27 protein-coding genes are annotated in these 26111 nt (G+C 65.8%); 18 read left to right on the top strand and 9 right to left on the bottom strand.

Features of this window, described 5'->3' with window-relative positions:
* The first annotated feature begins 50 nt into the window (after window positions 1-50).
* From tolB to ftsH, 5 genes are read left to right on the top strand one after another with little or no spacing between them, the layout of a single operon-like run.
* Window positions 51-1370 (top strand): Tol-Pal system beta propeller repeat protein TolB, encoded by a 1320-nt coding sequence (gene tolB, locus ACJJVR_RS05615; RefSeq protein WP_405402892.1) that lies wholly within the window; start codon window positions 51-53, stop codon window positions 1368-1370.
* Window positions 1371-1377: 7 nt separating this feature from the next.
* A complete protein-coding gene (locus tag ACJJVR_RS05610) occupies window positions 1378-1974 on the top strand; it encodes a peptidoglycan-associated lipoprotein (RefSeq protein ID WP_405402890.1) in 597 nt (198 codons plus the stop codon).
* Entirely contained in the window at window positions 1974-2876 is a 903-nt protein-coding gene (locus tag ACJJVR_RS05605) for a tetratricopeptide repeat protein (protein ID WP_405402889.1), read from the top strand. The genes ACJJVR_RS05610 and ACJJVR_RS05605 overlap by 1 nt, the downstream gene beginning before the upstream one ends.
* Window positions 2873-4099, top strand: a complete 1227-nt coding sequence (gene tilS, locus ACJJVR_RS05600) for a tRNA lysidine(34) synthetase TilS (protein ID WP_405402887.1) — start codon at window positions 2873-2875, stop codon at window positions 4097-4099. The genes ACJJVR_RS05605 and tilS overlap by 4 nt, the downstream gene beginning before the upstream one ends.
* A 57-nt stretch (window positions 4100-4156) precedes the next feature.
* Window positions 4157-6046 carry an ATP-dependent zinc metalloprotease FtsH gene (gene ftsH, locus ACJJVR_RS05595; RefSeq protein ID WP_405402886.1) on the top strand — a complete coding sequence of 630 codons (1890 nt, stop codon included), beginning with the start codon at window positions 4157-4159 and terminating at the stop codon, window positions 6044-6046.
* A gap of 44 nt (window positions 6047-6090) precedes the next feature.
* Here ftsH and ACJJVR_RS05590 read toward each other — a convergent pair whose 3' ends face one another.
* A complete protein-coding gene (locus ACJJVR_RS05590; RefSeq protein ID WP_405402884.1) occupies window positions 6091-6573 on the bottom strand; it encodes an organic hydroperoxide resistance protein in 483 nt (160 codons plus the stop codon).
* A 45-nt stretch (window positions 6574-6618) separates the two neighbouring features.
* Between ACJJVR_RS05590 and ACJJVR_RS05585 the strand changes: the two genes are divergently transcribed.
* Genes ACJJVR_RS05585 through folD form a run of 3 tightly spaced genes read left to right on the top strand, consistent with a single transcriptional unit; the run spans window position 6619 to window position 8298 of the window.
* Complete coding sequence (locus ACJJVR_RS05585) at window positions 6619-7077, top strand: MarR family winged helix-turn-helix transcriptional regulator (protein WP_405402882.1); 459 nt, start codon at window positions 6619-6621, stop codon at window positions 7075-7077.
* A 46-nt stretch (window positions 7078-7123) separates the two neighbouring features.
* Window positions 7124-7426 (top strand): chorismate mutase, encoded by a 303-nt coding sequence (locus tag ACJJVR_RS05580; RefSeq protein ID WP_405402879.1) that lies wholly within the window; start codon window positions 7124-7126, stop codon window positions 7424-7426.
* Complete coding sequence (gene folD / locus ACJJVR_RS05575) at window positions 7423-8298, top strand: bifunctional methylenetetrahydrofolate dehydrogenase/methenyltetrahydrofolate cyclohydrolase FolD (RefSeq protein WP_405402877.1); 876 nt, start codon at window positions 7423-7425, stop codon at window positions 8296-8298. The genes ACJJVR_RS05580 and folD overlap by 4 nt, the downstream gene beginning before the upstream one ends.
* Here folD and ACJJVR_RS05570 read toward each other — a convergent pair.
* The 6 genes from ACJJVR_RS05570 to tldD form a co-directional block, all read right to left on the bottom strand.
* Window positions 8295-8867, bottom strand: a complete 573-nt coding sequence (locus ACJJVR_RS05570) for a hypothetical protein (protein ID WP_405402876.1) — start codon at window positions 8865-8867, stop codon at window positions 8295-8297. The two genes, folD and ACJJVR_RS05570, sit on opposite strands and share 4 nt — an antisense overlap.
* A gap of 66 nt (window positions 8868-8933) precedes the next feature.
* Window positions 8934-9572 (bottom strand): 3-oxoacid CoA-transferase subunit B, encoded by a 639-nt coding sequence (locus ACJJVR_RS05565; protein ID WP_405402875.1) that lies wholly within the window; start codon window positions 9570-9572, stop codon window positions 8934-8936.
* Window positions 9572-10276 carry a CoA transferase subunit A gene (locus ACJJVR_RS05560; RefSeq protein ID WP_405402874.1) on the bottom strand — a complete coding sequence of 235 codons (705 nt, stop codon included), beginning with the start codon at window positions 10274-10276 and terminating at the stop codon, window positions 9572-9574. Before ACJJVR_RS05560 ends, ACJJVR_RS05565 begins: the two co-directional genes overlap by 1 nt.
* A gap of 98 nt (window positions 10277-10374) precedes the next feature.
* A complete protein-coding gene (gene topA, locus ACJJVR_RS05555; RefSeq protein ID WP_405402873.1) occupies window positions 10375-13077 on the bottom strand; it encodes a type I DNA topoisomerase in 2703 nt (900 codons plus the stop codon).
* Between the two features lie 93 nt (window positions 13078-13170).
* Entirely contained in the window at window positions 13171-14304 is a 1134-nt protein-coding gene (dprA, locus tag ACJJVR_RS05550; protein WP_405402871.1) for a DNA-processing protein DprA, read from the bottom strand.
* A gap of 65 nt (window positions 14305-14369) precedes the next feature.
* Entirely contained in the window at window positions 14370-15791 is a 1422-nt protein-coding gene (tldD, locus tag ACJJVR_RS05545; RefSeq protein WP_405402869.1) for a metalloprotease TldD, read from the bottom strand.
* Between the two features lie 222 nt (window positions 15792-16013).
* On the opposite strand from tldD, the gene coxB reads away from it, so the two are divergent.
* From coxB to ACJJVR_RS05495, 10 genes are all read left to right on the top strand, one after another.
* The gene (gene coxB / locus ACJJVR_RS05540; RefSeq protein WP_405402867.1) at window positions 16014-16904 is read left to right on the top strand and encodes a cytochrome c oxidase subunit II; all 891 of its coding nucleotides are present in this window, start codon (window positions 16014-16016) and stop codon (window positions 16902-16904) included.
* 68 nt (window positions 16905-16972) lie between these two features.
* Window positions 16973-17890: a heme o synthase gene (gene cyoE / locus ACJJVR_RS05535; protein WP_405402866.1), complete on the top strand. Its 918-nt coding sequence runs from the start codon at window positions 16973-16975 to the stop codon at window positions 17888-17890.
* On the top strand, window positions 17891-18121 hold the full coding sequence (locus ACJJVR_RS05530; protein ID WP_405402865.1) for a hypothetical protein: 231 nt from the start codon (window positions 17891-17893) through the stop codon (window positions 18119-18121).
* The gene (locus ACJJVR_RS05525) at window positions 18118-18690 is read left to right on the top strand and encodes a cytochrome c oxidase assembly protein (RefSeq protein WP_405402864.1); all 573 of its coding nucleotides are present in this window, start codon (window positions 18118-18120) and stop codon (window positions 18688-18690) included. Before ACJJVR_RS05530 ends, ACJJVR_RS05525 begins: the two co-directional genes overlap by 4 nt.
* A gap of 34 nt (window positions 18691-18724) precedes the next feature.
* On the top strand, window positions 18725-19552 hold the full coding sequence (locus ACJJVR_RS05520; protein WP_405402862.1) for a cytochrome c oxidase subunit 3: 828 nt from the start codon (window positions 18725-18727) through the stop codon (window positions 19550-19552).
* A 79-nt stretch (window positions 19553-19631) separates the two neighbouring features.
* A complete protein-coding gene (locus tag ACJJVR_RS05515) occupies window positions 19632-20303 on the top strand; it encodes an SURF1 family protein (RefSeq protein ID WP_405402861.1) in 672 nt (223 codons plus the stop codon).
* Window positions 20304-20313: 10 nt separating this feature from the next.
* Window positions 20314-21690 carry a threonine synthase gene (gene thrC, locus ACJJVR_RS05510; protein ID WP_405402860.1) on the top strand — a complete coding sequence of 459 codons (1377 nt, stop codon included), beginning with the start codon at window positions 20314-20316 and terminating at the stop codon, window positions 21688-21690.
* On the top strand, window positions 21687-22961 hold the full coding sequence (locus ACJJVR_RS05505; protein ID WP_405402858.1) for a M16 family metallopeptidase: 1275 nt from the start codon (window positions 21687-21689) through the stop codon (window positions 22959-22961). Before thrC ends, ACJJVR_RS05505 begins: the two co-directional genes overlap by 4 nt.
* The gene (locus ACJJVR_RS05500) at window positions 22961-23542 is read left to right on the top strand and encodes a GNAT family N-acetyltransferase (RefSeq protein WP_405403545.1); all 582 of its coding nucleotides are present in this window, start codon (window positions 22961-22963) and stop codon (window positions 23540-23542) included. Before ACJJVR_RS05505 ends, ACJJVR_RS05500 begins: the two co-directional genes overlap by 1 nt.
* Complete coding sequence (locus ACJJVR_RS05495) at window positions 23542-24939, top strand: FAD-binding oxidoreductase (RefSeq protein WP_405402856.1); 1398 nt, start codon at window positions 23542-23544, stop codon at window positions 24937-24939. The genes ACJJVR_RS05500 and ACJJVR_RS05495 overlap by 1 nt, the downstream gene beginning before the upstream one ends.
* Here ACJJVR_RS05495 and ACJJVR_RS05490 read toward each other — a convergent pair.
* Complete coding sequence (locus ACJJVR_RS05490) at window positions 24936-25469, bottom strand: adenine phosphoribosyltransferase (protein ID WP_405402855.1); 534 nt, start codon at window positions 25467-25469, stop codon at window positions 24936-24938. The two genes, ACJJVR_RS05495 and ACJJVR_RS05490, sit on opposite strands and share 4 nt — an antisense overlap.
* The gene (locus ACJJVR_RS05485) at window positions 25466-26068 is read right to left on the bottom strand and encodes a flavin reductase family protein (protein ID WP_405402854.1); all 603 of its coding nucleotides are present in this window, start codon (window positions 26066-26068) and stop codon (window positions 25466-25468) included. Before ACJJVR_RS05485 ends, ACJJVR_RS05490 begins: the two co-directional genes overlap by 4 nt.
* Between the last annotated feature and the right edge of the window lie 43 nt (window positions 26069-26111).

Genomic DNA, 26111 nt, shown 5'->3' with positions numbered 1-26111 from the left:
GCGGTGGGGCCACCTTTCGCTGTTCGCCGAAAAAAGGTAGTGATGACGCCATGTTCCGCAGATTGATCCTTGCCCCCGCCTTTCTGCTGGCCGCAGCCCTGCTGCCGGCCGGTCCCGTAGTGGCGCAGGACACCCCCCTGCGCATCGAGATCACCGATGGCGTGATAGAGCCGATGTCGATCGCCATCCCGGCCTTTCACGGCGATGCCGAGATTGCGGCCCGCATCCGTCAGGTCGTGGCGGACGACCTGACCGGCACTGGCCTGTTCAGCGAGATCCCCGCCGATGCGCATGTCACCCGTCCCGCCAGCTTTGCCGAGGCCGTCAGCTATGACGACTGGCGGGCGGTGAACGCGCAGGCGCTGGTTTCGGCCGAGGTGCGCCAGATGGGCGACAATATCAGCGTTGGGTTCCGGCTGTTCGACGTCGTGTCGGGCCAGCCGCAGGGTGACGGGATGCAGTTCGACGCCCGCGCCGGTGACTGGCGTCGCGCGGCGCACAAGATCGCCGACCAGATCTATGTCCGGCTGACCGGCGAAAAGCCCTATTTCGACAGCCGCGTGGCGTTCGTTCAGGAAACCGGCCCCAAAAGCGCGCGGATCAAGCGGATCGGCGTGATGGATTACGATGGCGCGAACATCCTGTGGATGACAGACAGCTCGTCCCTGGTGCTGGCGCCGAAATTCTCGCCCGACGGGCGCCGCCTGCTGTTCACCAGCTATGACAGCGGTTTTCCCCAGATCCAGCTGATGGACGTGGCGACCGTCAGCGCCCGGCCGCTGACCCGCGATGCCAGCACGATGGCTTTTGCGCCGACCTTCAGCCCGGACGGGCGGTGGGTCGCGTATTCGCGCGAACAGGGCGGCAATACCGACATCTGGCTGATGGACGTGGCAACCGGCGCCCAACGCGCGCTGACCAATTCGCCGGCCATCGACACCTCTCCCGGGTTCAGCCCGGACGGACAGCGCATCGTATTCGAAAGCGACAGGTCCGGCACGCCCCAGCTGTACATCATGGGGCTGGACGGCGCAGAACCGTCGCGCATCAGTTTCGGCGACGGGCGTTACGGCACGCCAACCTGGTCGCCAAAGGGGGATCTGGTCGCCTTTACCAAGCAGATCGGCGACCGCTTTCACATCGGCACCATGCGCACCGACGGGTCGTCCGAACGCATGTTGACCGAAAGCTTTCTGGACGAAGGCCCGACCTGGGCTCCGAACGGGCGCGTGTTGATGTTCACGCGCGCCACCCCCGGTGGAAACGGTCTGCCGCGCCTGCATTCGGTGGACATCACCGGGCGCAACATGCGACCGATGAGCCTTGACTTTGCTGCTTCGGACCCGTCTTGGGGTCCCCTGATGCCATGAGGATGACATGATGAACGCCGCGACCAAGCCTGTCCTGCTGGCCGCCCTTCTGGGGCTGGCGGCCTGTACGCAGCCTGCAGCGCCGGTGGCGCCGCCTGTGGTCGATCCCTACGCCAGCACGGGCGGTGGCGCAGTGTTTCAGGGTGATCTGGCCGGTGGCGTTCTGGGCGCCGAAGCCACGGCCCAGTATTTCCGCGGGACGGTTGGCGACACGGTCCTGTTCCCCGCCGACCAGACGACCCTGACCCCCGAGGCGCGCACCATTCTGGCGGGGCAGGCCGCATGGCTGACACGGCACACCGGCTTTACCGCCGTGGTCCAGGGTCACGCCGAGGAAACGGGCACCCGCGAATACAACCTTGCGCTTGGGGCAAGGCGGGCCAGTGCGGCGCAGGAATATCTTGTCGCGCAGGGCGTGGCACCGGGCCGCATCCGGACGCTGTCCTTTGGCAAGGAACGCCCCGCCGCAAGCTGTTCGGACGAGGGATGCTATGCCCAGAACCGCCGCGTCGTGACCGTCGTGACCGAGGCCGCACCGACCGTGGCAATGGCCCCTGTGGCAAGCGCCGCCCCTGTCGGGGGCGTCGTCGGGGCAGGCATGTGATGCGGCTGATCCCGGCGCTGTTCCTGGCCCTGACCGTTGGTGTGCCGGTTCATGCCGCGCCAGACGCCGCGACCTTGGCCGACATGCGCCAACAGGTGACTGACCTGCGCAGCCACCTGCAAGGGTTGCGGGCAGAACTGGTCGCGTCCGGTGCAGCCGGGTTCCAGGCGGCGGGCGGGGCCAGTGCCATCGACCGCATGAACGCCATGGAGGCGCAGTTGATGCGCCTGACCAATCAGGCCGAACAGCTGCAAAACCGGGTCAACCGCATTACGGGCGACAGCGAGCGCCGTCTGTCCGATCTGGAATTCCGCCTGTGTGAGGCTGAGCCCGGCTGTGATCTGTCGGCCTTGACCGTGCCTCAAGCGCAGGCAGGGCTCAGCCCGCAGTTGGCGCCGTCGGCCCCCGCAGACGGCGGGGCGGGACAGGCCGCGTCGACCGCGGCCGAGCAGACCGATTTCGACGCTGCCCGTGCCGCAATGGATGCGGGCGATCACGCCCGCGCCGCCCAGATGTTCGCGGACGTCGCCGAGACCCACGCCGGCGGCCCCCTGACGGCAGAGGCGCTGTTCCTGCGCGGGCAGGCGCTGGCTCTGGCCGGGCAACCGCGCGAGGCCGCCGCCGCGTGGCTGGAGGGCTTCGCCGCCGATCCTGATGGCGCGCGCGCAGGCGAAAGCCTGTTGGGTATCGCCCGTGTGATCGAGGGGCAGGGCGATGCCACCGCCGCATGCCTGTACCTTGCCGAGATCCCGGCCCGGTTTCCCGGCAGCGCGCAGGCTGTCGAGGCCGAAGGCCATGTGACGCGCCTTGGCTGCGGGATCAGCGATCTGGGCGTTCTGGATCCCTTGCTGGACCCGGCGCTGGACCCGGAGGCCGCGGCTGATCTGGCCGAGTACCCGTGAACCGCGACGCTGCTGCCCGCATCAGGTCCGCGCTGGACCGGCTGGCGGGGGATCTGCCCGCAGTTGGGCTGGCGGTGTCGGGTGGTGGTGATTCCGTGGCGATGATGCACGTTGTTGCCGATTGGGCGCAGGGACGCCGGGTCATGGTCGCCACCGTCGATCACGGCCTGCGCGACGACAGCGCGGCCGAGGCCGAGGATGTGGCCCGCGCCGCCCGTGCCCTGGGGCTGCCGCACGCTGTGCTTTTGTGGCGGCGCGACACGCAGATCGGCAATCTGATGGCACAGGCCCGTGACGCGCGACTGCGGTTGCTGTCGGGCTGGGCGCGGCGAAACGATCTGCCGGCGGTGGCGCTCGGCCATACGGCCGACGATCTGGCGGAAACGCTGCTCATGCGGCTGGCGCGCGGGTCTGGGGTTGACGGGCTGTCGGCGATGGCGGAATGGCGCGACGCCTTCGACATGCGCTGGCTGCGGCCCATGCTGGACGCCGGGCGTGCCGAACTGCGCGAATGGCTGACGACCCACAACATCGGCTGGGTCGATGATCCCACCAACGACAACTCTGATTTCGACCGTATCCGGGCGCGTCAGGCCATCGCGGCCCTTGGGCTGGACGTGTCCGGCCTGGCCCGGTCCGCCGCCCATATTGCCGATGCGCGCGATGCGCTGGCCGATTACGCCACCCTGCTCAGCGTGGATATCCAGGTCGATCGCGGCAGCCTGATCTTGCCGCGCGGTGCACTGCGTGATGCGCCGCCCGAAATTCGGCGCCGGATTCTGGTGGCTGCCTGCCGATGGGTGACGGGCGCCGATTATCCGCCGCGCCGCGCGACACTGGTCCATGCGCTGGACGCGATGCTGGCGCAGGGGCGGGTGACGCTGGACGGGGCGATGATCTCTCCGACCGGGGGGGGCTTGCGTATCACGCGCGAGGCCGCCGCCGCCCGACGCACCGGTCCCACGTCCGATCAGATCTGGGATCGCCGCTGGCGGGTGCGGGGGCTGGCTGTCGGCCAGCAGGTCGCGGCCTTAGGGACGGAGCCGCTGTCCCGCCTTCAGTGGCGTGATTCGGGTCTGCTGCGCGACGAGGCGGCGGCAAGCCCCGCCATCTGGCAGGACGGACAGCTGATCGCGGCGCCGCTGTTGCGCGACCAGCCCGGAATCGCCCTGATTCCGGTCCGGGCCGCGGCAGATTTCCGCAGGTTGGTAAAGGCGCATTGAACCTGTCGCGATAATCCCTATTTTCAGATCAAACCGCATTCCGTCGGAGGACCCGTATTGGGCAATGCTCGCAACTTCGCCTTCTGGGTGGTTCTGTTCCTGATGATCCTCGCGCTGTTCAATCTGTTCAGCGACGGATCGAATACCATGAACAGCCGCCAGATCAGCTATTCCGACTTCATCTCTCGGGTGCAGAACGATCAGGTCAGCGCCGTCACCATCGACGGCGAAGATGTGGCGATCACAGGCACCGGTGGCGAACAGTTCGCAACGGTCCGCCCGATGGGCGAGGATATCAGCGACCGGCTTATCCAGCAGGGCGTCGATGTTCGCGTGGTCAAACAGCAAAGCAGCGGCTTCATGTCGATGCTGGGTGTCTGGCTGCCGTTCATCCTGCTGATCGGGGTGTGGATCTTCTTCATGAATCGCATGCAGGGCGGCGGCAAGGGCGGCGCAATGGGCTTTGGCAAGTCCAAGGCCAAGCTGCTGACCGAAAAGCATGGCCGCGTGACCTTTGACGACGTCGCAGGCATCGACGAAGCCAAGGAAGAGCTGGAAGAGATCGTCGAATTTCTGCGCAACCCGCAGAAATTCAGCCGCTTGGGCGGCAAGATCCCCAAAGGCGCGCTGCTGGTCGGCCCTCCGGGCACCGGTAAGACGCTGCTGGCACGCGCGATCGCGGGCGAGGCCGGCGTGCCGTTCTTTACCATCTCGGGTTCCGACTTTGTCGAGATGTTCGTGGGTGTCGGCGCCAGCCGCGTACGCGACATGTTCGAACAGGCCAAGAAATCGGCACCATGCATCCTGTTCATCGACGAGATCGATGCCGTGGGCCGTGCCCGTGGCGTGGGCATCGGCGGGGGCAACGATGAGCGCGAACAGACGCTGAACCAGCTGCTGGTCGAGATGGACGGCTTTGAGGCGAACGAAGGCATCATCATTATCGCCGCCACCAACCGCAAGGACGTGCTGGACCCCGCGCTGCTGCGTCCGGGCCGCTTTGACCGCACGATCCACGTGCCGAACCCCGACATCAAGGGCCGCGAGCGGATCCTGTCCGTCCATGCCCGCAAGGTTCCGGTCGGCCCTGACGTCGACCTGCGCCTGATCGCGCGTGGGACGCCCGGCTTTTCGGGTGCCGATCTGATGAACCTTGTGAACGAGGCAGCCCTTGGCGCCGCCCGGATCGGTCGTCGTTTCGTCAGCATGGCCGATTTCGAGTACGCCAAGGACAAGGTCATGCTGGGCGTGGAACGCCGCAGTCTGGTCCTGACGCCTGAGCAGAAGGAAAAGACCGCGTATCACGAGGCGGGCCACGCCGTCGTCGGCCTGTCGCTGCCGAAATGCGACCCGGTATACAAGGCGACGATCATTCCGCGCGGCGGTGCTCTGGGCATGGTGGTCAGCCTTCCAGAGATGGACCGCCTGAACTTCCACAAGGACGAGGCCAAGCAGAAGATCACCATGACCATGGCCGGCAAGGCCGCCGAGATCATCAAGTACGGCGAGGAGGGCGTGTCGAACGGCCCCGCCGGCGACATCCAGCAGGCCAGCGCGCTGGCTCGGGCGATGGTGATGCGGTGGGGCATGTCCGACAAGGTCGGTGCGGTCGATTATGCCGAGGCGCACGAGGGTTACAACGGCAGCACAGGCGGGTTTTCGGTGTCCGCGGCGACCAAGGAACTGATCGAACAGGAGGTTCGTGACCTGATCGAAGAGGGTTATCAGGAAGCCCGCCGCATTCTGATCGAAAAAGAGGTCGAGTTCGAGCGCATGGCCAAGGGCCTGCTGGAATATGAGACCCTGACCGGAGAGGAGATCGCCCGTATTCTTCGTGGCGATGCGATCGGCGGGGACGACGACGACACCCCGGCCAGCGTGATCCCCTCGGTGACGGCGATCCCGCGGACGAAACCTGCGCCGAGTGGCGATCCCGCCCCGGCCTGACGCAGAAAAAACCCCGGTCCGATGGACCGGGGTTTTTTATTGGCTCATACCAAGGTCGGCGTGATGTTCAGGGTGCCGGCAGTGGCGTGCGAATAAGGACAGACCTTATGGCCTCCTTCGATCAGGTCCCGTGCGATCGCAGTGTCAAGACCGGGCAGGGATACAGCGATCTGGACATTCAGGCCGAAGCCCGGGTCGCTGCGTGGACCAATGCCAACGCTGACATTGACCGTCGCATCATCGGGCACCTTGACCTTTTTGGACGCTGCATAGTGGCGCATCGCCCCCATGAAACAAGCGGCATAGCCGAGCGCAAACAGCTTTTCCGGGTTCAACCCGTCGCCCCCGGGACCGCCAAGTTCCTTTGGAACGACCAGATCGATTGACGTGGTACCATCGTCCAGCGCGGTGGTACCATCACGGCCGCCCCCTGTTGCGGTGGCTGCGGTGTGATACAGAATTTTTTCGACCATCAGATTTCCTTTCCTCGATAATAGATAGCACGATATATAAAATGGATTTCGCAAATCACAACTGTTGCAGGCTATGCATCGTACAATTACACCATACTCATGAGCGATGATCCTGCCTTGCCCAATCCGTCGCCGTTCCACGATATGCTGTGTTTCGACGTCTATGCCGTCAATCTTGCCTTTGGGCGGATCTACAAGCCGTTGCTGGACCCGCTTGGGCTGACCTATCCACAGTTTCTGGTGATGATGGTGCTGTGGGCCAGCGACCATCATTCGGTGGGCGGTATCGGCGACAGCCTTGGTCTGGACAGCAGCACCCTGACGCCGTTGCTCAAGCGGCTGGAGGCGGCCAATCTGGTGACGCGCAAGCGCGATATGCGAGACGAGCGGCGGGTGATCGTATCCCTGACGCCCCAGGGTGCCGCGCTCCACGGTCAATCGGAACGGGTACGCACCTGCGTTGCGGGCAATACGGGCTTGAACCAGGAGACGGCACAGGCGTTACGCGAACAGCTGCGCCGCCTGCGACATCGGCTGCAACAGCCCTCGCAGGACTAGGCTGACCCTTGCGGTTTTCCCCGTGGCGGTGCAAGGGACGAACACGATGACCCGGATCCATGACATTCCCGACATGCCCGCGCTGCGGGTTGAAATCGACCTGTTGGACGAACAGCTGATGGCGCTGCTGGCACGGCGCCACGCGTTGATCGATCGTGCGGCGCAGATCAAGGCGGGCAACGGCATGCCCGCCCGCATCGACGCCCGCGTGGAGGAGGTGGTGGCCAACGTGCGCCGCCATGCCCAGGGCCATGGCCTTGACCCACAGCTGTACGACCGCTTGTGGCGCCAACTGATCGACGCGGCCATCGCCCAGGAAGAACGACAGCTGAACAAGGACCGCCCATGACTGCACAGACCCTTGATGGCAAGGCCTTTGCCGCCCGCCTGCGTGCCCGAATCGCGACGCAGGTCGCCGACCTTGCGGGCAAAGGCATCGTGCCGGGCCTGGCTGTGGTTCTGGTGGGCGAGGATCCTGCAAGCCAGGTCTATGTCCGCTCCAAGGGTCGCATGACGCGAGAGGTCGGGATGACCTCGTTCGAACACCGGCTGCCGGCATCGACCGATCAGGGCACTCTGATGGCGCTGATCGCGCGCCTGAACGCCGATCCGACGGTGAACGGCATCCTGGTCCAGCTGCCCCTGCCCAAGGGCATGGACGAGGCGGCGGTCATCAACGCCATCCTGCCCGAAAAGGACGTGGACGGGTTCCATATTCTGAATGTCGGGCGGCTGGCAACCGGGCAAAAAGCGATGGTGCCCTGTACGCCTCTGGGCTGTCTGATGATGCTGCGCGATCATCTGGGGTCGCTGGCCGGGCGTCATGCCGTGGTGATCGGGCGCAGCAACATCGTGGGCAAGCCCATGGCGCAACTGCTGCTGCGCGACAGCGCGACGGTCACGGTTGCGCATTCGCGCACGACCGATCTGGCGGGTCTGTGCCGTCAGGCCGATATTCTGGTCGCTGCGGTCGGTCGGCCACATTTCGTGCAGGGCGACTGGATTAAGCCGGGTGCTACGGTCATCGACGTGGGCATCAACCGGACCGATGACGGGTTGGTGGGCGATGTCGATTTCGCGGCCGCATCCCAGGTTGCCCGTGCGATCACACCGGTTCCGGGGGGCGTGGGGCCGATGACCATCGCCTGCTTGCTGGCCAATACGCTGACCGCCACCGCGCGCACCCACGGCCTCCCCGACCCCGAGGGGTTGACCCCCTAGGCGCCCAAACGCGCCGACAGCCGGAACGCATGGGCGGGCTGTGTTGCGGCCACCGGCAGCACCGGGTCATAGGCGGCCCTGATCAGCCCGGCCAGTGCGGGGGAAGGCGTCACGTCGCCCGAGAAGGTCAGGGTCGATTGCATCGTGATCCGCTCCGCAAGGGCGGCCGGGTGCGCGTCTGCCAGTGTGCCGCCCATTGACACAAAAGTCAGGCAGGCCCGGATGCCCCCGTCTTCGTCAAAGCGGAACAGCCGGTACTGGTCAGCGCTCTGCCCCGCCAGCCGGTCTGGCAATCCCGGGATCCCCGTCAGCCGGTCCAGGTCGGGCACGGTGCCAAGTTCGGACCAGTTCCGCACAAAGAACAGCATCAGGTTGGCGCCGGTTTCCGGGTCGGCATCGACGACCGGGTGGCGCGCATGGGCATAACCCGCCCGGATTGCGCCGCGAAAGATGTCCAGACTGTCATCGGCCAGACCGAACACGACCGGTGCGACCGGGCGACCCCAACGTGCGCACAGAAAGCTGTTGTCGGGGCGGGTGAACAGGGTTTCGATCGTGGCGGGGTCCATGGCGTCCTTTTCCAAGCATGAGAACGGGGGGCGAATGCCCCCCGGTCGGTTGTCAAAGCAGATCGGTCAGACCAGCGTTGCCTGTGTCGCGGCGCGCATATCGTCTTCGGTAATGCCATCTGCCAGCTGAACGATGCGCAGCCCGCCCGGCACGACGTCCAGCACGCCCAGGTTGGTGATGATCCGGTCCACGACCGCCTTACCGGTCAGTGGCAGGGTGCACGATTTCAGCACCTTGCTGTCGCCCGCCTTGTTGGTGTGGTCCATGACCACGATCACGCGGCCAACGCCCGCGACCAGATCCATCGCGCCGCCCATGCCCTTGACCAGCTTGCCGGGAATCATCCAGTTCGCCAGGTCGCCCTCCTCGGAGACCTCCATCGCGCCCAGGATAGCCGCCGCGATCTTGCCGCCGCGGATCATGCCAAAGCTGGTGGCGCTGTCGAAATAGCTGGTGCGGGACAGTTCGGTGATGGTCTGCTTGCCTGCATTGATGACGTCAGGATCCTCGTCACCCTCGATCGGAAAGGGGCCCATGCCCAGCATGCCGTTTTCAGACTGCAGGGTGATGTCCTTGTCGCCGACATAGTTCGCGACCAGCGTCGGGATGCCAATCCCCAGGTTCACGTACCATCCATCCTGCAACTCCTCGGCCGCGCGTGCGGCCATCTGGTTGCGATCCCAGCCTTTTGCTGCGTCGGCCATCACACAGCCTCCTTCTTGCGGGTGGTGCGCTGTTCGATGCGTTTCTCATGCGTGCCCTGAATGATCCGGTGGACATAGATGCCCGGCAGATGGATCAGGTCGGGGTCCAAGCTGCCACGCGGGACGATCTCCTCGACCTCGGCAACGCAGACACGCCCGCACATGGCCGCCGGCGGGTTGAAGTTTCGCGCCGTCTTGCGGAACACCAGGTTGCCGGTGTCGTCGGCCTTCCACGCCTTGACGATGGACAGGTCGGCAACGATTCCGCGTTCCAGGATGTAATCCTGACCGTCGAAATTCTTGACCTCCTTGCCTTCGGCAATGACGGTGCCGACGCCGGTCTTGGTATAGAACCCCGGGATGCCGCTGCCACCCGCACGCATGCGTTCGGCCAACGTGCCCTGCGGATTGAACTCCAGCTCCAGCTCTTTGGACAGGTACTGGCGCATGAACTCGGCGTTCTCACCGACATAGCTGCTGATCATCTTTTTGATCTGGCGCGTGTCCAACAGCTTGCCCAGGCCGAACCCATCGACGCCGCAATTGTTGCTGGCTATGGTAAGATCGCGAACCTTGGACGCGACCAGCGCGTCGATCAGCAGCTCGGGGATGCCGCACAGACCGAACCCCCCTGCCGCAATCAGCATCCCGTCATGCAAAAGCCCGTCCAGAGCCTCGCCTGCAGTGGCATAGACCTTTTTCATCGATCCCCCGTCCTTGATCCCGTTCTCCGCGCAAACTGTTGCGTGCGCTGGCCAGACTGTCAATCGCGGGGGCGATCTGTTAGCGCCGCCACCCGGTCCTAGCCCTCGTCAGACTTGGCCGCAGGCTTTTTCGCGGCCGTCTTTTTCGCGGCAGGTTTCTTGGCCGCGGGCTTTTTGGCAGCCGCTTTGGGTGCGGCCTTCTTGGCGGCGGGCTTTTTTGCCTTGGCGGGGGACTTGGCGGCCTTGGCCGCGATCAGCTCCAGCGCCTGCTCAATGGTCAGATCCTCGGGGGTGACGTCACGGGGCAGGGTCGCGTTGACCTTGGCCCATTTCACATAGGGACCGTACTTGCCGCCCATGATCTGGATCGGACCGCCGTCCGGATGATCGCCCATTTCGCGCAGGGGGGCGGCTGCGGCACCGCGGCCACGGGTCTGTTTGGCCGCCAGAACCTCGACCGCACGGTTCATGCCGATGATAAAGACCTCATCGACATCGGCGATGTTGGCGTATTTCGACCCGTGTTTCACATAGGGTCCGAACCGACCGATCCCCGCCTCGATCAGCACACCGTCCTCGGGGTGGGGGCCGACGGGACGGGGCAGGGCCAGCAGTTGCACAGCCTGATCCAGCTCCAGGCTGGCGACCTCCCACCCCTTGGGGATCGACGCGCGGGGCGGCTTGGGGGCCTCTTCGGTGGCGTCGCCGCGCTGGACATAGGGGCCGAACCGGCCCGTCTTCAGGCTGATCTGGTCGCCCGCATCCTCGCCCAGCACGCGGTCGCCGATGGGTGCCTCTCCGTCCGGGGCGGACAGGGGGCGCGTATAGCGGCATTCCGGATAGTTGGTGCAACCGATGAAGGCCCCGCCCGACCGCGCGGTCTTCAGGTTCAGGCGGCCCTGTCCGCAGACCGGACAGACGCGCGGGTCACCGCCATCCGCGCGGGGCGGATACAGGTGCGGGGCCAGCGCGTCGTCGATGGCTTCCAGCACCTCGGTGATGCGCAGCTCGGACGTGCCCTCCAGCGCCTTGGAAAAATCTTTCCAGAACCGCGACAGCACCTCGCGCCACAGGCGGTCGCCGGCGCTGATCTCGTCCAGTTCATTTTCCAGATCGGCGGTAAAATCATAGCTGACATAGCGCGGGAAATATTTCAGCAGAAAGATCGTGACCAGCCGCCCCTTGTCCTCGGCAATCAGGCGGTTCTTGTCCTTGCGGACATATTCGCGGTCCTGAATCGTGGTGACGATGCTGGCATAGGTCGACGGGCGGCCGATCCCCAACTCTTCCATGCGCTTGACCAAGGTAGCTTCGGTATAGCGCGGCGGGGGCTGGGTAAAATGCTGGCGCGCGGCGGCCTGCGCCGCCTCGCTGACCAACATGCCGGGTCCGCCCTGCAGGCCCGCGGGTGCCGCGATCACATCGCCGCCCTTGTCGCGGGCCTTGGCCAGTTCGTCGTCGAACGCGTTGGCGACCAGACGCGCGGCCTCACCCTCGGTGATCGCCGGCAGGCGGGCGCTGTCCTCGCCGTCGTCATCATCGCGGCCCTGATCATAGACCCGCAGAAAGCCGTCGAACAGCATCACCTGACCGGTCGCGCGCAGGCCGACTTGATCGTCGGGGCTAGCGATTTCAACCGTGGTCCGCTCCATCCGGGCGGCTTCCATCTGGCTGGCGATCGTGCGTTTCCAGATCAGATCGTACAACTTGCGCTGATCGTCGGCGGTGATCTTCGCCTTGTCGGGCGACGCCATCATGTCGGTCGGGCGGATGCATTCATGCGCCTCTTGGGCGTTCTTGGCCTTGTTCTTGTACATGCGCGGTGATTTCGGCAGGTATTTCTCGCCAAACTTTGCCTTGATCGCGTCGCGTGCCGCCATCACGGCCTCGGGGGCCATGTCGATCCCGTCGGTCCGCATGTAGGTGATCAGCCCGGCCTCGTACAGACGCTGCGCCGCGGACATGCAGGCCTTGGCCCCCATGCCCATCTTGCGGCTGGCCTCCTGCTGCAGGGTAGAGGTCATGAAGGGCGGCCAGGGGTTGCGGCTGGCAGGCTTGGCCGCAACCGATGCGACCTTCAGGTCGCGGCTGGCCACCGCGCTCAGCGCCATGGCGGCCTGATCGGCGGCGGCCAGATCGAACCGGTCCAGTTTTTTCCCGGCCAGCGACACCAGCGTGGCGTCGTATTCGTCGCCGCCCGGCGTGGCCAGACGCGCATGGACGGACCAGTATTCGCGCGCCTTGAAGGCCTCGATCTCCATCTCGCGGTCGACGATCAATCGCAGGCAGACCGACTGCACCCGACCCGCCGATTTCGCGCCGGGCAGCTTGCGCCACAGCACCGGAGACAGCTTGAACCCCACCAAATAGTCCAGCGCGCGGCGCGCCAGATAAGCATCGACCAGCGGCTGGTCGATCTGGCGCGGCTTGGCCATGGCCTCGGTCACGGCGGTCTTGGTGATGGCGTTGAAGGTGACGCGACTGACCGCGCTGCCCTTTTTCAGGGCAGGTTGAAGCGCCTCCAGCAAATGCCAGCTGATCGCCTCGCCCTCGCGATCGGGGTCGGTGGCCAGGATCAGGGTCTGGTCGTCCTTCAGCGCGTCCTTGATCGCCTTGAGATGTTTGCGGCTGTCGGCCGCAACCTCCCATTTCATGTCGAAATCATTGTCGGTATCAACGCTGCCGTCCTTGGGCGGCAGGTCGCGGACATGGCCGAAACTGGCCAGAACCCGATAGTCGGAACCCAGGTATTTCTCGATGGTCTTGGCCTTGGCCGGGGATTCGACGACGACGACGGGCATGATGACCTCGGACAGCTGCAATGGGGCGGCAAGATGGGTGCCGGGCGGCGCAGTGTCAACGGGGGGTGACAGCACAACACCGCAAGACGCGGGTCACGACAGCGCCAGCCGCCCCCCCGCCAGTCGCGTGACGCGGCCTTGCAGCTCCAGCGACAGGATCACCGCGCTGGCCGTTGCCGCCGCGACGCCCAGATCGCGGATAAGGTCGTTTTCCTCGGTCGGGGACGGGGACAGACGCTGCAGGATGCGGCTTTCCAGCTGAATCGGACCGCCGTGGTCGCGGGGCGGCGGCAGGGGTTCGGGCGTGGCAATGGCGATCGGTTCGGGCAGGGGCCGCGTCTGTGCCAGCGCATCGGCCACGTCGGCGGCGCTGCGCACCAGCGTCGCCCCGTCGCGGATCAGTGCGTTGCAGCCCGCAGCACGGGCATCCATCGGGTGACCGGGCACCGCCATCACCTCCCGGCCCTGATCCAGGGCGTTTCTGGCGGTGATCAGGGTGCCAGAGCGCTGCGCGGCTTCGATCACCACCACGCCTCGGGACAGGCCCGACACGATGCGGTTGCGGGTCGGGAAATGCCGCGCCGCCGGTTCGGTGCCCGGCGGCTGTTCCGACACCAATACGCCGCAATCGGCGATCCGCGCGGCCAGTTCGGCGTTTTCTGCCGGATAGATCACATCGACGCCCCCGGCCATCACGGCGATGGTTCCGGTGGGCAGGGCGGCGGCATGGGCCGCGGTATCGACGCCGCGCGCCAGCCCGGCGACGACGGTGAACCCGGCCTCACCCAGACCAACGGCCATGCCGCGCGCCATGCGCAGCCCCAGGGACGAGGCGTTGCGCGCCCCGATCACCGCCATCACGTCGCGCGACAGCCATGCCGGGTCACCGCGCACCCACAGGATTGCGGGCGCGCCGTCGATCTGGCGCAGGCTGTCGGGATAATCCGGGCTGTCGTGGCGAACCAGCCGTGCCCCTGCGCGCCGGCCTGCGGACAGTTCGGCGGCCGCGACGCCTTCGGGGCACACGGCATAGTCGGCGATGCCGGACTGGGCCGCGATGCGGGGCAGCGCATCCAGTGCGGCGTGCGCGCTGCCGTGTTCGGCGATCAGGCGGTGAAAGGTCGTTGGTCCGACCCGTCGCGACCGGATCAGCCGCAGGACGGACAGGTCGTCATCGACCGCCGACGCGGGCAGGCCGAAACGGGCAGGGGCAAATCCGATCGTCATGGGTCACCTTGGGCTGGACCGCCTCAGCATAACCCGGTGGTGGTTAACAATCCGTTAGCATGCCCTCAGGCGGCTGATCCGCCGACCGTCAACCCGCCGATCATCAACGTCGGCTGGCCCACGCCCACCGGAACCCACTGGCCTTGCTTGCCGCAATTGCCGATGCCGGGGTCCAGCGCCATGTCGTTCCCGATGGCACGGATCTGCTGCAGCGCAGTTGCGCCGTCGCCGATCAGCGTTGCGCCGCGAATCGGGTCGCCCACGACGCCGTTCCTGACGCGATAGGCCTCGGTGCAGCTGAACACGAACTTTCCGTTGGTGATGTCGACCTGACCGCCGCCGAAACCCACCGCATAGATGCCGTCGCGCAGCTCGGCCAGAATCGCCGCCGGATCCGCGTCGCCGCCCGGCATGAAGGTGTTCGTCATCCGCGGCATGGGCACGTTGGCAAAACTTTCGCGCCTGCCGTTGCCGGTCGGTTCCACACCCATCAGCCGTGCGTTCTGGCGGTCCTGCATGTATCCGGTCAGGATGCCGTCCTCGATCAGCACGTTACGAGCCGGGGGCGTGCCCTCGTCGTCGATGTTGATGCTGCCGCGGCGGCCCGCGATGGTGCCGTCATCAACCACGGTGACGCCGGGCGCCGCGACGCGCTGGCCCATCAGCCCGGCAAACGCAGATGCCTTCTTGCGGTTGAAATCGCCCTCCAGGCCGTGGCCCACGGCCTCGTGCAACAGGATGCCGGGCCAGCCGGGCCCCAGCACCACGTCCATCACGCCCGCGGGCGCAGGCACCGATCGCAGGTTGACCAGCGCAATGCGCAGCGCCTCGTCGACCAGTCCCTGCCAGTGGTCCGGGGCCATAAGCTGCTCCAGCCGATGCCGCCCGCCGCCACCCGCGCTGCCGCTTTCGCGACGGTCGTTGTTCTCGACGATCACCGCAACGTTCAGGCGCGCCATCGGACGGATGTCTGTGGCAAGCCCCCCCTCCGGACGCAGAATGGCGACTTCCTGCAGGCTGCTGCCCATGGATATCGTCACCTGAACCACGCGCGGGTCCAATGCCCGGGCAAAGGCGTCGATTTCCCGCAGCAGGGCGATGCGACGGGCGATCGAAATTCCTTCGGCCGGGTCGATCGCGGGATACAGGTTGACCGGCCGCATGGCGGGCTCCATCGCTGCCGTGCCGCCACCACGCCCCACGGCCAGCCGCGCGGTTTCCGCCGCCCGGCGCAGTGCCGCCGCAGACAGGTCGGTGGAATGGGCATAGCCCGTGACTTCGCCCAGAACCGCGCGCAGGCCGAAACCGCGCCCGGCCGAGAAGCTGGAATTGCGCAACCGCCCATCGTCGAACACCAGCGATTCATGTTGGCTGCGTTCCAGGAACAGCTCTCCATCATCGGCGCCGGCCACCGCATCGCGCAGGATCTGCAGTGCGCCGTCCCGGTCCAGATCGGTCGAGAACGGGTCGAAGGACGGGCTGGGCATGGCGGATCTCCTGGCGTTTGGCGGGCGGGCTGGGCCTGCGGACAGGCGCGGCAGGGGGTCGCGTTTCCTTTGGACGGGGAAATGCTGTAGGTATGTCTTGCCCGTAAGGGCGAGATATGGTCATAGAACGGTCACTGTGAAAGGAAAAGGGGCAGCCTCCCGGCAGCCCCTGCGGTCATTGGGACCGGGCCACTGCAACGGGATGGAATGATGGCAAAAGCGATGATGGGCCGTGCATTCGCGGCAGCGACAGGGTTCGCGACGGCGGGCATGTTGGCCGGGGCTGCGACGGCGCAGGGCGTGCTGGGCGATCTGCCCACGATCGGCAAGCCGGTCGCGGGGGGCATGGGCTTTCAGCCGGCATCGACGGAATTGGCGCGCGATCAGCAATGGCTGGACCATTTCGTGCTGATCATCATTACGGTCGTGACCGTATTCGTCTGCCTGCTGTTGCTGTTCGTGATCTTCCGGTTCAACGCAAAATCGAACCCCGTGCCGGCAAAGTACACGCACAACACGCCGCTGGAAATCGGCTGGACGCTGGTTCCCGTGCTGATTCTGGTGGCCATCGGTGCGTTCTCTCTGCCGATCCTGTTCCGCAGCCAGGAGATGCCGGAAAACCCCGATGTCGTCATCAAGGCGACCGGCCAGCAGTGGTTCTGGTCCTATGAGTATCCCGACAACGGCATCGCCTTTGATTCGCTGATGCTGCCCGAGGACGAGTTGGCCGAAAACGGTTATTCGCCTGACGAATACCTGCTGGCGACCGATACCGCCGTGGTGGTGCCGGTCGGTCAGACCGTGCTGTTGCAGGTGACCGCCAGCGACGTGATCCATTCCTGGACCATTCCGGCATTCGCCGTAAAGCAGGACGCCGTCCCGGGCCGCATCGCCCAAGCCTGGTTCAACGTCGAACAGGAAGGCACCTATTTCGGCCAGTGCAGCGAATTGTGCGGCATCAACCACGCCTACATGCCGATCGTCGTCAAAGCCGTCAGCCCCGAGGTCTATGCGGCCTGGGTCGCCGAGCAGGGCGGCACCCTGGGCGACGAACCCGCGCCAACCGCCAGCCTGGACGCCGATGCGCAGGTCGATCTGGCCCGCGCGGACTGAAGGCTGACCCACCCAGGTCCGCGGCGGCATCCTGCCGGCGCGGCCACGGAACACAGATTGCAGGCCCGATGACCGATATCAACGCATATGACGCCGCCCCCGAGGGCGAGTTCGGCGACTATGTCGCGCTGCTAAAGCCGCGTGTGATGTCGCTGGTCGTGTTCACGGCATTCGTCGGGCTGTTCGTGGCGCCGGTGACGGTGCATCCGTTCATCGCCTTTTGCTCGGTGCTGTTCATCGCATTGGGTGGCGGCGCGTCCGGTGCGTTGAACATGTGGTACGACCGCGACATCGACGCGATCATGAACCGCACGCAAAGCCGACCCATCCCGTCGGGTCGGGTCGAACACAGCACGGCCCTGGGTCTGGGGCTGGTCCTGTCGATCATTTCGGTGATGATGCTGGGGCTGGTCGCGAACTGGTTCGCGGCCGGGTTTCTGGCATTTACGATCTTCTTTTATGCTGTGGTCTATACGGTGTGGCTGAAACGCTGGACGCCGCAGAACATCGTCATCGGCGGTGCTGCAGGCGCGTTTCCTCCGATGATCGGATGGGCCTGCGCCACGGGCGGCATCAGCGTCGAATCGCTGCTGATGTTTGCGTTGGTGTTCTTCTGGACGCCGCCCCATTTCTGGGCGCTGGCGCTGTTCATGAAGGAAGACTACCACAACGCGGGCGTTCCGATGCTGACCGTGACCCACGGTCGGCGTGTCGCGCGCCGTCATATCTTTGCCTATACGCTGGTGCTGGCGCCCTTTGCGCTGTGGCTGGGGCTGACCTCTGTCGGCGGGCCGCTGTACATGGCGGTCGCGGTCGTGCTGAACGCGGCGTTCATCCATGGCGGCTGGCAGATCCTGCGCCGCGAAGAGGATGCCGCCATCGCGGACGGCTATCTGGTCGAGCGGCGGGTCTTCAAGTTGTCGCTGTATTATCTATTCCTGCATTTCCTGGCACTGCTGGTGCAAAGCTGGATGGGAGGCTGGTAAATGGCTCTGAGAACCGAACATGAAATTCATGGCCGCCGCCGGTCCCGCAACGTGGGGCTGGGCATCGTGCTGCTGGGCTTTGTCGCGCTGGTCTTTGCGCTGACCGTGGTCAAGGTGCAGGAGGGCGGCTTGGTCGAGGGCTACGACCACCAGCCCCGCGTGTCGTTGACACCGATCGAGCCTCAGGCCGCGACCAACGCCCCGGCCCCCGCGCCGGAGGTGCCGGAATGAGACGTCTCAGCCCCGAGGGCCGCACCGTCGCCATGCTGCTGGGCGTCGTCATCACGATGGGCGCATTGGCATGGGCCGCCGTGCCTTTCTACAGCTGGTTCTGCCGCGTCACTGGTTTCGGCGGCACCACGCAGGTGTCCCAGACGACCTCCGACCAGATCCTGGACGAGGACGTGCGCATCCGGTTCGACGCAAACATCGATTCCAACCTGGAATGGACGTTCCGTCCGATGCAGCGTCGCATGGACCTGAAGATCGGCGAAAGCGGGCTTGCCTTCTATGAGGCCGTGAACAATTCCGACGTGCCGCTGACCGGAACGGCCAGCTACAACGTCGCGCCCGAGATTACGGGATATTATTTCATCAAGGTCGAGTGCTTCTGTTTCACCGAACAGACGCTGCAGCCGGGCGAGCGGGTCGAGATGCCGGTCAGCTTCTATGTCGATCCTGAACTGGTCGACGACCGCGATGCCGGTCATGTCCGCGACATCACTCTCTCCTATACCTTCCATCTGACCGAGCCGCGCAGCGCTGCGCTTGACAGCGGCGCGGCCGACACCATCAACTAAGACGAATACACGAGGGAGCCGACGGGGATCCGACATGGCGCATGCAAAGAACCACGACTATCATATCCTACCGGCCTCGGTCTGGCCGTTCCTGACCGCCATCGCGGTCTTTGTCATGCTGTTCGGCGCCGTGGCCTGGATGTCCGGGGACGTGACCGTCATGGGCGCACCGATCACGGGCCCCTGGATGTTCGCGATCGGCCTGGTCGGCACGTGCTATATCGCATTCGCCTGGTGGGCCGACGTGGTCCGCGAGGCCGAGCAGGGTGACCACACCCCGGTGGTCCGCATCGGCCTGCAATACGGCTTCATCCTGTTCGTGATGTCCGAGGCGATGCTGTTCGTGTCGCTGTTCTGGAACTTCATCAAGCACGCCATGTACCCAATGGGAGAGAACAGCCCCATCGTGGACGGTGTCTGGCCGCCCGAGGGGATCGAGACGTTTGACGCATGGCACCTGCCGTTCATCAACACGCTGATCCTGCTGTTGTCGGGCGTGGCCGTGACCTGGGCGCACCACGCCTGGGCGCACGAGGGCGACCGCAAGACCACGATCAACGGCCTGGCCGTCGCCGTGGTTCTGGGCCTGATCTTTACCGGGCTGCAGGCCTATGAATACAGCCACGCGGCCTTTGGCCTGGCCGACACCGCCTATGCGGCTGCGTTCTACATCGCGACGGGCTTTCATGGCCTGCACGTGATCATCGGGACGATCTTCCTGGCCGTCTGCCTGCTGCGCTTTCAAAAGGGCCAGATGACCAAAGACCAGCACCTGGGGTTCGAGGCCGCTGCCTGGTATTGGCACTTTGTCGACGTGATCTGGCTGGTGCTGTTCGCCGTCATCTATGTCTGGGGCAGCTGATCCCCGACGGTGACCGTCCAAGGCGCGCGGGGCATTCGTCCCGCGCGTTTTCCATTGTCCCTGGCCCTGGAACGCTCGCATGCGTCGCTATCTGTTTCCCCTGATCCTCGGCATCGCCGGCTGTGCCGTCCTGATCTATCTGGGCCTGTGGCAGCTGGATCGCCGCGACTGGAAAGAGGGGATGCTGGCCCAGATCACCGCCGGCATTCAGGCGGACCCCGTGCCGCTGCCCGACACCATAGACCCATCGATGAAGTACCTGCCCGTGACGGTCACCGGGACCACGACCGGCGCCGAAATCGACGTGCTGTCCCACACCCGCGAGGAAGGCGCCGGCTATCAGGTCGTGTCGCGTTTCGTCACCGATGACGGGCGTGCCATCCTGCTGGACCGGGGGTTTGTGCCGCAGGAGGCCCGGCGCCTGGATCGCCCGCCCGTCCGTCTGCAGGTGACCGGAAACCTGCACTGGCCGCAGGATGCCAGCAGTTCGACCCCGGCGCCGAACATGGACGAGAACATCTGGTTCGCCCGTGATGTCGACGCAATGGCCGTAACGCTGGACACATTGCCCGTGCTGGTCGTGGCCAGCGCCATCACCGGCGACAATCAGGGTGCCCGCCCCCTGCCGGTCGCCATTGATGGCATCCCCAACAACCACCTGTCCTATGCAATGCAGTGGTTCATGATCGCGGCCACCTGGGCGGTAATGACACTGGCGCTGATCTGGCGTATCAGGCAGCGCAGCTACTGAAGGATTTCCGATGCGTTACGTCTCGACGCGGGGCCAGGCCCCGGTGCTGAATTTCGAACAGGCCATGCTGTCGGGGCTGGCACGCGACGGGGGCCTGTACCTGCCCCAGACGATCCCCGTCTTCGAGGGGTTGGACCAGCTGGACGGCCTGTCCTATGAGGAGGTCGCGTTCCGCGTGGTGCGTCCGTTCACGGGCGACAGCTTTACCGACGACGAACTGCGCAGCGCCATCGACCGCGCCTATGCGCGCATCGCGCATGACGCCCGCGCGCCGCTGGTGCAACTGGCCCCGGGGCACCACCTGCTGGAGCTGTTCCACGGCCCCACGCTGGCGTTCAAGGATTTCGCGATGCAGCTGATCGCGCAGCTGTTCCAGATCGCCCTGACGCGGTCCGGCCAGCGGATCACCATCGTGGGCGCGACCTCGGGCGATACCGGGTCGGCGGCGATCGAGGCGTTCCGCGGCATCGACAATGTCGACGTGATGATCATGTATCCGCATGGCCGCGTCTCTGATGTGCAGCGCCGCCAGATGACCACGCCGCCCGCGGCCAATGTCCATGCACTGGCCGTGACCGGGCATTTCGACGATTGTCAGGCGCGGCTCAAGGACCTGTTCAACGACCATGCCTTCCGCGACCATGTCGGCCTTGCGGGCGTGAACAGCATCAACTGGGCCCGCGTCGTGGCGCAGATCGTCTATTACTTTACCGCCTGCGCGTCCTTGGGCATGCGTCCCACCGATTTCTGCGTGCCTACCGGGAATTTCGGCGACATCTTTGCCGGATCGATCGCGCGCCAGATGGGCCTGCCGATCCGCCGCCTGATCGTGGCCACGAACCAGAACGACATCCTGCACCGCGCGCTGAGCACCGGCGAACATCGGATGGGCGAGGTCGAACCGACCATCAGCCCGTCGATGGACATTCAGGTCAGCTCCAATTTCGAACGCGCGCTGTATCTGGCCTATGGCGGCGATGCGAACGCGATCCGGCAGTTGATGGAAGAGCTGAAGTCCGGCGGTTTCACGATCAGCCAGGGTGCGCTGGAAACGCTGCGCGAGCAATACGTGTCAGGCCGCGTGTCCGAACAGCAGACGTTGGACACGATCCGCGACATGCGCGACCGGACCGGAGAGATTTTGTGCCCGCACAGCGCCGTCGGCGTCGCCGTGGCGCAGCGCCATCTGGAACCGGGCGTGCCGATGGTCACGCTGGCCACCGCGCATCCGGCCAAGTTCCCTGACGCCGTGGAACGCGCTATCGGGGTCCGCCCCGGCCTGCCGCCGCATATGGCGGACCTGTTCGACCTGCCCGAGCGCGTGACGCGGGTTGAAAACGACGTGGACGCGATTAAGTCCCTGATCCTTGAACGGAGGACCGCGTGAGCCAAGACCCCACCCCGCGACTGACGACGCTGCCCAACGGCTTGCGCATCGTGACCCGGCAGATGCCCGGCCTGCATTCGGCTGCCCTTGGCATCTGGATTGCGGCCGGCGGCCGTCACGAACGCGCCGAACAGAACGGCATCGCCCATTTCCTGGAACATATGGCCTTCAAGGGTACCGCGACCCGCAGCGCGTTGCAGATCGCCGAGGCGATCGAGGATGTGGGCGGCTATATCAACGCCTATACCTCGCGCGATGCGACTGCATATTACGTCCGCGTGCTGGAGGACGACGTCGATCTGGCCTTTGACGTGATCAGCGACATCGTCCTGAACCCCGTCTTTGACGAGCGCGAGATCGAGGTCGAGCGCGGCGTGATCCTGCAGGAAATCGGGCAGTCGCTGGACACGCCCGACGACATCATCTTTGACTGGCTGCAGGAGGCCGCCTATCCGGACCAGCCGATGGGTCGCACCATCCTGGGTCCGGCGGAACGCGTGGGCAGCTTTGGCCGCGGCGATCTGTCGGGCTTCGTGATCGAGAACTACGGTCCCGGCCAGATGGTCGTGGCCGCCGCAGGCTCGGTCGATCACGACCGCATCGTTCGGCTGGCCGAAAAGGTGCTGGGCCATATCGCGCCGCGCCCCCAGGGGCCGCGCGAGCTGGCCCGGTGGCAGGGTCTGGAAAGCCGGACCGTCAAGCCGCTGGAGCAGGCCCATTTTGCGCTGGCGCTGGAGGGGCCGGGTTATCTGGCACCCGATTTCTATGCCGCCCAGATCTTTTCGTCGGCGCTTGGCGGGGGCATGTCGTCGCGCCTGTTCCAGAAGATCCGCGAGGAACGCGGGCTGTGCTATACCATCTTTGCACAGTCGGGTTTCCATGACGATACCGGCATGCTGACCATCTATGCCGGCACCGGGGCCGAGGATCTGGGCGATCTGGCCACCCTGACCATCGACGAGGTCAAGCGCGCCGCCGAGGACATGTCCGAAGCCGAGATCGCGCGCGCCAAGGCGCAGTTGCGCGCGGGCCTGTTGATGGGGCTGGAAAGCCCGTCCGGACAGGCCGAACGCATGGCGCGCAGCCTGGCGATCTGGGGCCGCGTCCCGGACCCGGCCGAGGTTGCCGAACGCATCGCCGCCGTGACCGCCGCCGACGTGCGCGCCCATGCCGAGGCGATGCTGGCCAATGCCCGTCCCGCGCTGGCATTGTACGGCCCGGTGGACGGTGCCCCGTCGCGCGAAGCCTTGGCTGAAAGGCTGGCTGCATGATTCTGGCGCGGCGCCGTGCCTTTCGGCTGGACGCCGAACGCATCGCGCTGCGCCTGCCTCTGCATTCCGATTTCGGCGCATGGCGGGCGCTGCGTCAGGACAGCCGCGCCTTTCTGACCCCATGGGAGCCGGTCTGGTCCCCCGACCACCTGTCCCGCAAAAGTTTCACCAACCGCGTCTATTGGGCGGCACGGTCCGCCAAGTTGGGAACGGCGTTCCCGTTGTTCGTCGTGCACCGCGACGGCACGTTGCTGGGCGCGATCACGCTGGACAACATCCGGCGCGGCCCGGCGCAGTCGGGGACTATCGGATACTGGATCGGTCGGAACCACGCCCGGCAGGGGTTCATGCGCGAGGCGATCGGGGTGCTGGTGCATCACGCCTTTGCCGCGCTGGACCTGTCCCGCATCGAGGCCGCCTGCCTGCCCGAAAACGCCGCATCGCGGGGCGTGCTGGAACGGTCGGGCTTCAAATACGAGGGCGTGGCCCAAAGCTATCTGCAGATCGACGGTCGCTGGCGCAATCACGTGCTCTACGCCAACCTGCGCAGCGACCGGCGTGGAAAGACCGAGGTGCGCTGATGCTGACCCCCGCCGACGACCGCCTGGCGGCGCTGCTGCCCGCAGGTGTGCTGCGCGACCCGTCCCCGGCCTATCTTGAGGAACCGCGCGGCCGCTTTCACGGACAGGCCGGGCTGATCGCCGCCCCGCGCGATGCGCAGGAATGTGCGGCCATAATCCGGGCCTGCGCCGCGGCGCGGGTGCCGGTGGTGCCGCGCGGCGGTGGCACCGGGCTGGTCGGCGGTCAGGTGATGACCGACGGACCCGCGCCCCTGATCCTGTCGATGGAGCGGATGACCGCGATTCGCGACACCTTCGCCGAAGAGGGGGTGATGATCGCCGAATCGGGCGTTACCCTGCAGGCGGCGCGGCAGGCGGCGATGGATGTCGGGCGACAGTTTCCCCTGTCGTTGGCGTCGCAGGGCTCGGCCCAGATCGGTGGTGTGCTGTCGACCAATGCGGGCGGGGTGAACGTTCTGCGTTACGGCAACGCCCGCGCACTGTGCCTGGGGGTCGAGGCCGTGCTGCCCGACGGGTCGGTGATGCATGACCTGAAGCGCCTGCGTAAGGACAACACCGGGTACGATCTGCGCGACCTGCTGATCGGGGCCGAAGGGACGTTGGGCATCATCACCGCCGCGTCACTGGTGCTGGCCCCCGTGCCAGCCGAAACCGGTGTTTCGATGCTGGTCGTGGACAGCCCCGCCGCCGCCCTTTCCCTGTTGGCCCTAGCACAGGCGCGCATGGCAGGCGGGGTGACCGCGTTCGAGTTGATTTCGGGTCAGGGCCTGCATTTCCTGGACGCCGCCTTTCCCGACCTGCGCCAACCCTTTGCCGATTGCCCCGACTGGCTGGTGCTGATCGAGGTCGGCCTGCCTGCGGGCCTGTCCGCCGATGGCGCGCTGGAGGGGCTGTTCACCGCTGGTACAGAGGCCGGCCTGGTCCACGACGGCGTGATCGCGCAATCGGGCCAGCAGGGCGCCGACCTGTGGGCACTGCGCGAGCATATCCCGCTGGCCAACCGCCATGTCGGCGCGATCGCCAGCCACGACATCAGTCTGCCCCTCAGCCAGGTTGCCCGGTTCATCGACGACGCCGGGGCGTGGCTGGCGGGGCAGGGGGACATGCGCGTCAACTGCTTTGGCCATCTGGGCGACGGCAACCTGCATTACAATCTGTTCCCAGCAGCAGGCCGGACCCGCGACGATTACGAACAGGTCCGCCGCGACCTGTCGCGCGGGATCCACGAGATGGTCATGGCCCGCGGTGGATCATTTTCCGCCGAACACGGCGTTGGGCGGCTCAAAGCTGCCGATCTGGCGCGGTGGGGCGATCCGGCGCGGCTGGCCGCGATGCGGGCCATCAAGGGGGCGCTGGACCCCCTTGGCATCATGAACCCCGGCGCGGTGCTGGCCTAGGCACCGTCGAACGCGCACAGGGCGTGCACGGGCATGTCCATGCCCTCCAGCACCTTGCGGCCGCCCAGTTCGGGCAGGTCGATGACAAAGGCGCACCCGATGACATCGGCCCCAAGGCGTCGGCACAGGGTGATGGCGGCCGCCGCCGTGCCACCGGTGGCCAGCAGGTCGTCCACGATCAACACCTTTTCGCCCGGCTTCAGCGCATCGTCATGGATCTCCATGATCGCCTCGCCGTATTCCAGCTGATAGGCCTCGCTGATGACGGTGCCGGGCAGCTTGCCCTTTTTCCTGATCGGGACAAAGCCTGTGGACAGCTGATGCGCCACCGCACCGCCCAGGATAAAGCCGCGCGCCTCCAGCCCCACGACCTTGTCGATGCGCATCCCGGCATAGGCATGCAGGATCTGGTCCACCGCCATGCGAAAACCGCGCGCATCCGCGAACAGCGTGGTGACGTCGCGGAAAATGATTCCCTCATGCGGGAAATCATGGATCGAACGGACATAGTCCTTGACGGTAGGGTTCATTCAGGGCGGTCCATTGCAAAAAGATCGGTCACGGCGGCATAATCCTTGTATCCCAGCCGCGCAATCCAGCCGCCCGCGGCACGCGGGTCGAACCGCCCGTCGACCACGCAATCGTCGCGCATGTGGACGCCCGTCACGACGCCGAACACCGCGAAATTGGACTGTCCGGCCAGCGGCACGATCTGGGTCATCCGGCATTCCAGCGCCGCCGCCGCACCCGCCACGCGGGGACAGTCGATGGTCGTGCAATCGGCGGCCTCGATCCCCGCGGCGTCGAATTCGCTGGTGCCCGCGGGCAGCGGAGCCGAGGTCGCGTTGACCGCATCGCGCAGGTCGCCCGTGGCGATGTTCACGCAGAACACGCCGGTTTCGATGATCTGGGCCACGCTGTCCTTGGTGCCGGGGCGGTCGCCCTTGGCGCCGGTCGATGCGAACATCACCTGCGGCGGTGTATAAGCAACGGCGTTGAAGAACGAATAGGGCGCAAGGTTGTCGCCCTTTGACCCGCGGGTCGAGATCCAGCCGATGGGGCGGGGCGCGATGATCGCGTTGAAGGGATTGTGCGGCAGGCCGTGTCCGGCTTCAGGGCGATAGAACATGGGCGGCCTCCTTGTGGGTTCGGGCGCCAACCTGCCCCGCTTT

Source organism: Paracoccus sp. Ld10 (assembly GCF_045064235.1).
GTDB lineage: Bacteria > Pseudomonadota > Alphaproteobacteria > Rhodobacterales > Rhodobacteraceae > Paracoccus.
The sequence above is the reverse complement of the archived record's forward strand: the minus strand, read 5'-3'. Positions and strand labels throughout refer to the sequence as shown.

What these genes read in the sequence shown, in the direction of transcription:
- ACJJVR_RS05525 (WP_405402864.1), top strand. Translation starts at nt 18,118, where the DNA reads ATGAGACGTCTCAGCCCCGAGGGCCGCACCGTCGCCATGCTGCTGGGC.
- ACJJVR_RS05515 (WP_405402861.1), top strand. Translation starts at nt 19,632, where the DNA reads ATGCGTCGCTATCTGTTTCCCCTGATCCTCGGCATCGCCGGCTGTGCC.
- ACJJVR_RS05530 (WP_405402865.1), top strand. Translation starts at nt 17,891, where the DNA reads ATGGCTCTGAGAACCGAACATGAAATTCATGGCCGCCGCCGGTCCCGC.
- ACJJVR_RS05585 (WP_405402882.1), top strand. Translation starts at nt 6,619, where the DNA reads ATGAGCGATGATCCTGCCTTGCCCAATCCGTCGCCGTTCCACGATATG.
- ACJJVR_RS05485 (WP_405402854.1), bottom strand. Translation starts at nt 26,068, where the DNA reads ATGTTCTATCGCCCTGAAGCCGGACACGGCCTGCCGCACAATCCCTTC.
- ACJJVR_RS05570 (WP_405402876.1), bottom strand. Translation starts at nt 8,867, where the DNA reads ATGGACCCCGCCACGATCGAAACCCTGTTCACCCGCCCCGACAACAGC.
- ACJJVR_RS05560 (WP_405402874.1), bottom strand. Translation starts at nt 10,276, where the DNA reads ATGAAAAAGGTCTATGCCACTGCAGGCGAGGCTCTGGACGGGCTTTTG.
- ACJJVR_RS05610 (WP_405402890.1), top strand. Translation starts at nt 1,378, where the DNA reads ATGATGAACGCCGCGACCAAGCCTGTCCTGCTGGCCGCCCTTCTGGGG.
- thrC (WP_405402860.1), top strand. Translation starts at nt 20,314, where the DNA reads ATGCGTTACGTCTCGACGCGGGGCCAGGCCCCGGTGCTGAATTTCGAA.
- ACJJVR_RS05495 (WP_405402856.1), top strand. Translation starts at nt 23,542, where the DNA reads ATGCTGACCCCCGCCGACGACCGCCTGGCGGCGCTGCTGCCCGCAGGT.
- topA (WP_405402873.1), bottom strand. Translation starts at nt 13,077, where the DNA reads ATGCCCGTCGTCGTCGTCGAATCCCCGGCCAAGGCCAAGACCATCGAG.
- cyoE (WP_405402866.1), top strand. Translation starts at nt 16,973, where the DNA reads ATGACCGATATCAACGCATATGACGCCGCCCCCGAGGGCGAGTTCGGC.
- dprA (WP_405402871.1), bottom strand. Translation starts at nt 14,304, where the DNA reads ATGACGATCGGATTTGCCCCTGCCCGTTTCGGCCTGCCCGCGTCGGCG.
- folD (WP_405402877.1), top strand. Translation starts at nt 7,423, where the DNA reads ATGACTGCACAGACCCTTGATGGCAAGGCCTTTGCCGCCCGCCTGCGT.
- coxB (WP_405402867.1), top strand. Translation starts at nt 16,014, where the DNA reads ATGATGGGCCGTGCATTCGCGGCAGCGACAGGGTTCGCGACGGCGGGC.
- tolB (WP_405402892.1), top strand. Translation starts at nt 51, where the DNA reads ATGTTCCGCAGATTGATCCTTGCCCCCGCCTTTCTGCTGGCCGCAGCC.
- ACJJVR_RS05490 (WP_405402855.1), bottom strand. Translation starts at nt 25,469, where the DNA reads ATGAACCCTACCGTCAAGGACTATGTCCGTTCGATCCATGATTTCCCG.
- ACJJVR_RS05580 (WP_405402879.1), top strand. Translation starts at nt 7,124, where the DNA reads ATGACCCGGATCCATGACATTCCCGACATGCCCGCGCTGCGGGTTGAA.
- ACJJVR_RS05520 (WP_405402862.1), top strand. Translation starts at nt 18,725, where the DNA reads ATGGCGCATGCAAAGAACCACGACTATCATATCCTACCGGCCTCGGTC.
- ACJJVR_RS05565 (WP_405402875.1), bottom strand. Translation starts at nt 9,572, where the DNA reads ATGGCCGACGCAGCAAAAGGCTGGGATCGCAACCAGATGGCCGCACGC.
- tldD (WP_405402869.1), bottom strand. Translation starts at nt 15,791, where the DNA reads ATGCCCAGCCCGTCCTTCGACCCGTTCTCGACCGATCTGGACCGGGAC.
- ACJJVR_RS05605 (WP_405402889.1), top strand. Translation starts at nt 1,974, where the DNA reads ATGCGGCTGATCCCGGCGCTGTTCCTGGCCCTGACCGTTGGTGTGCCG.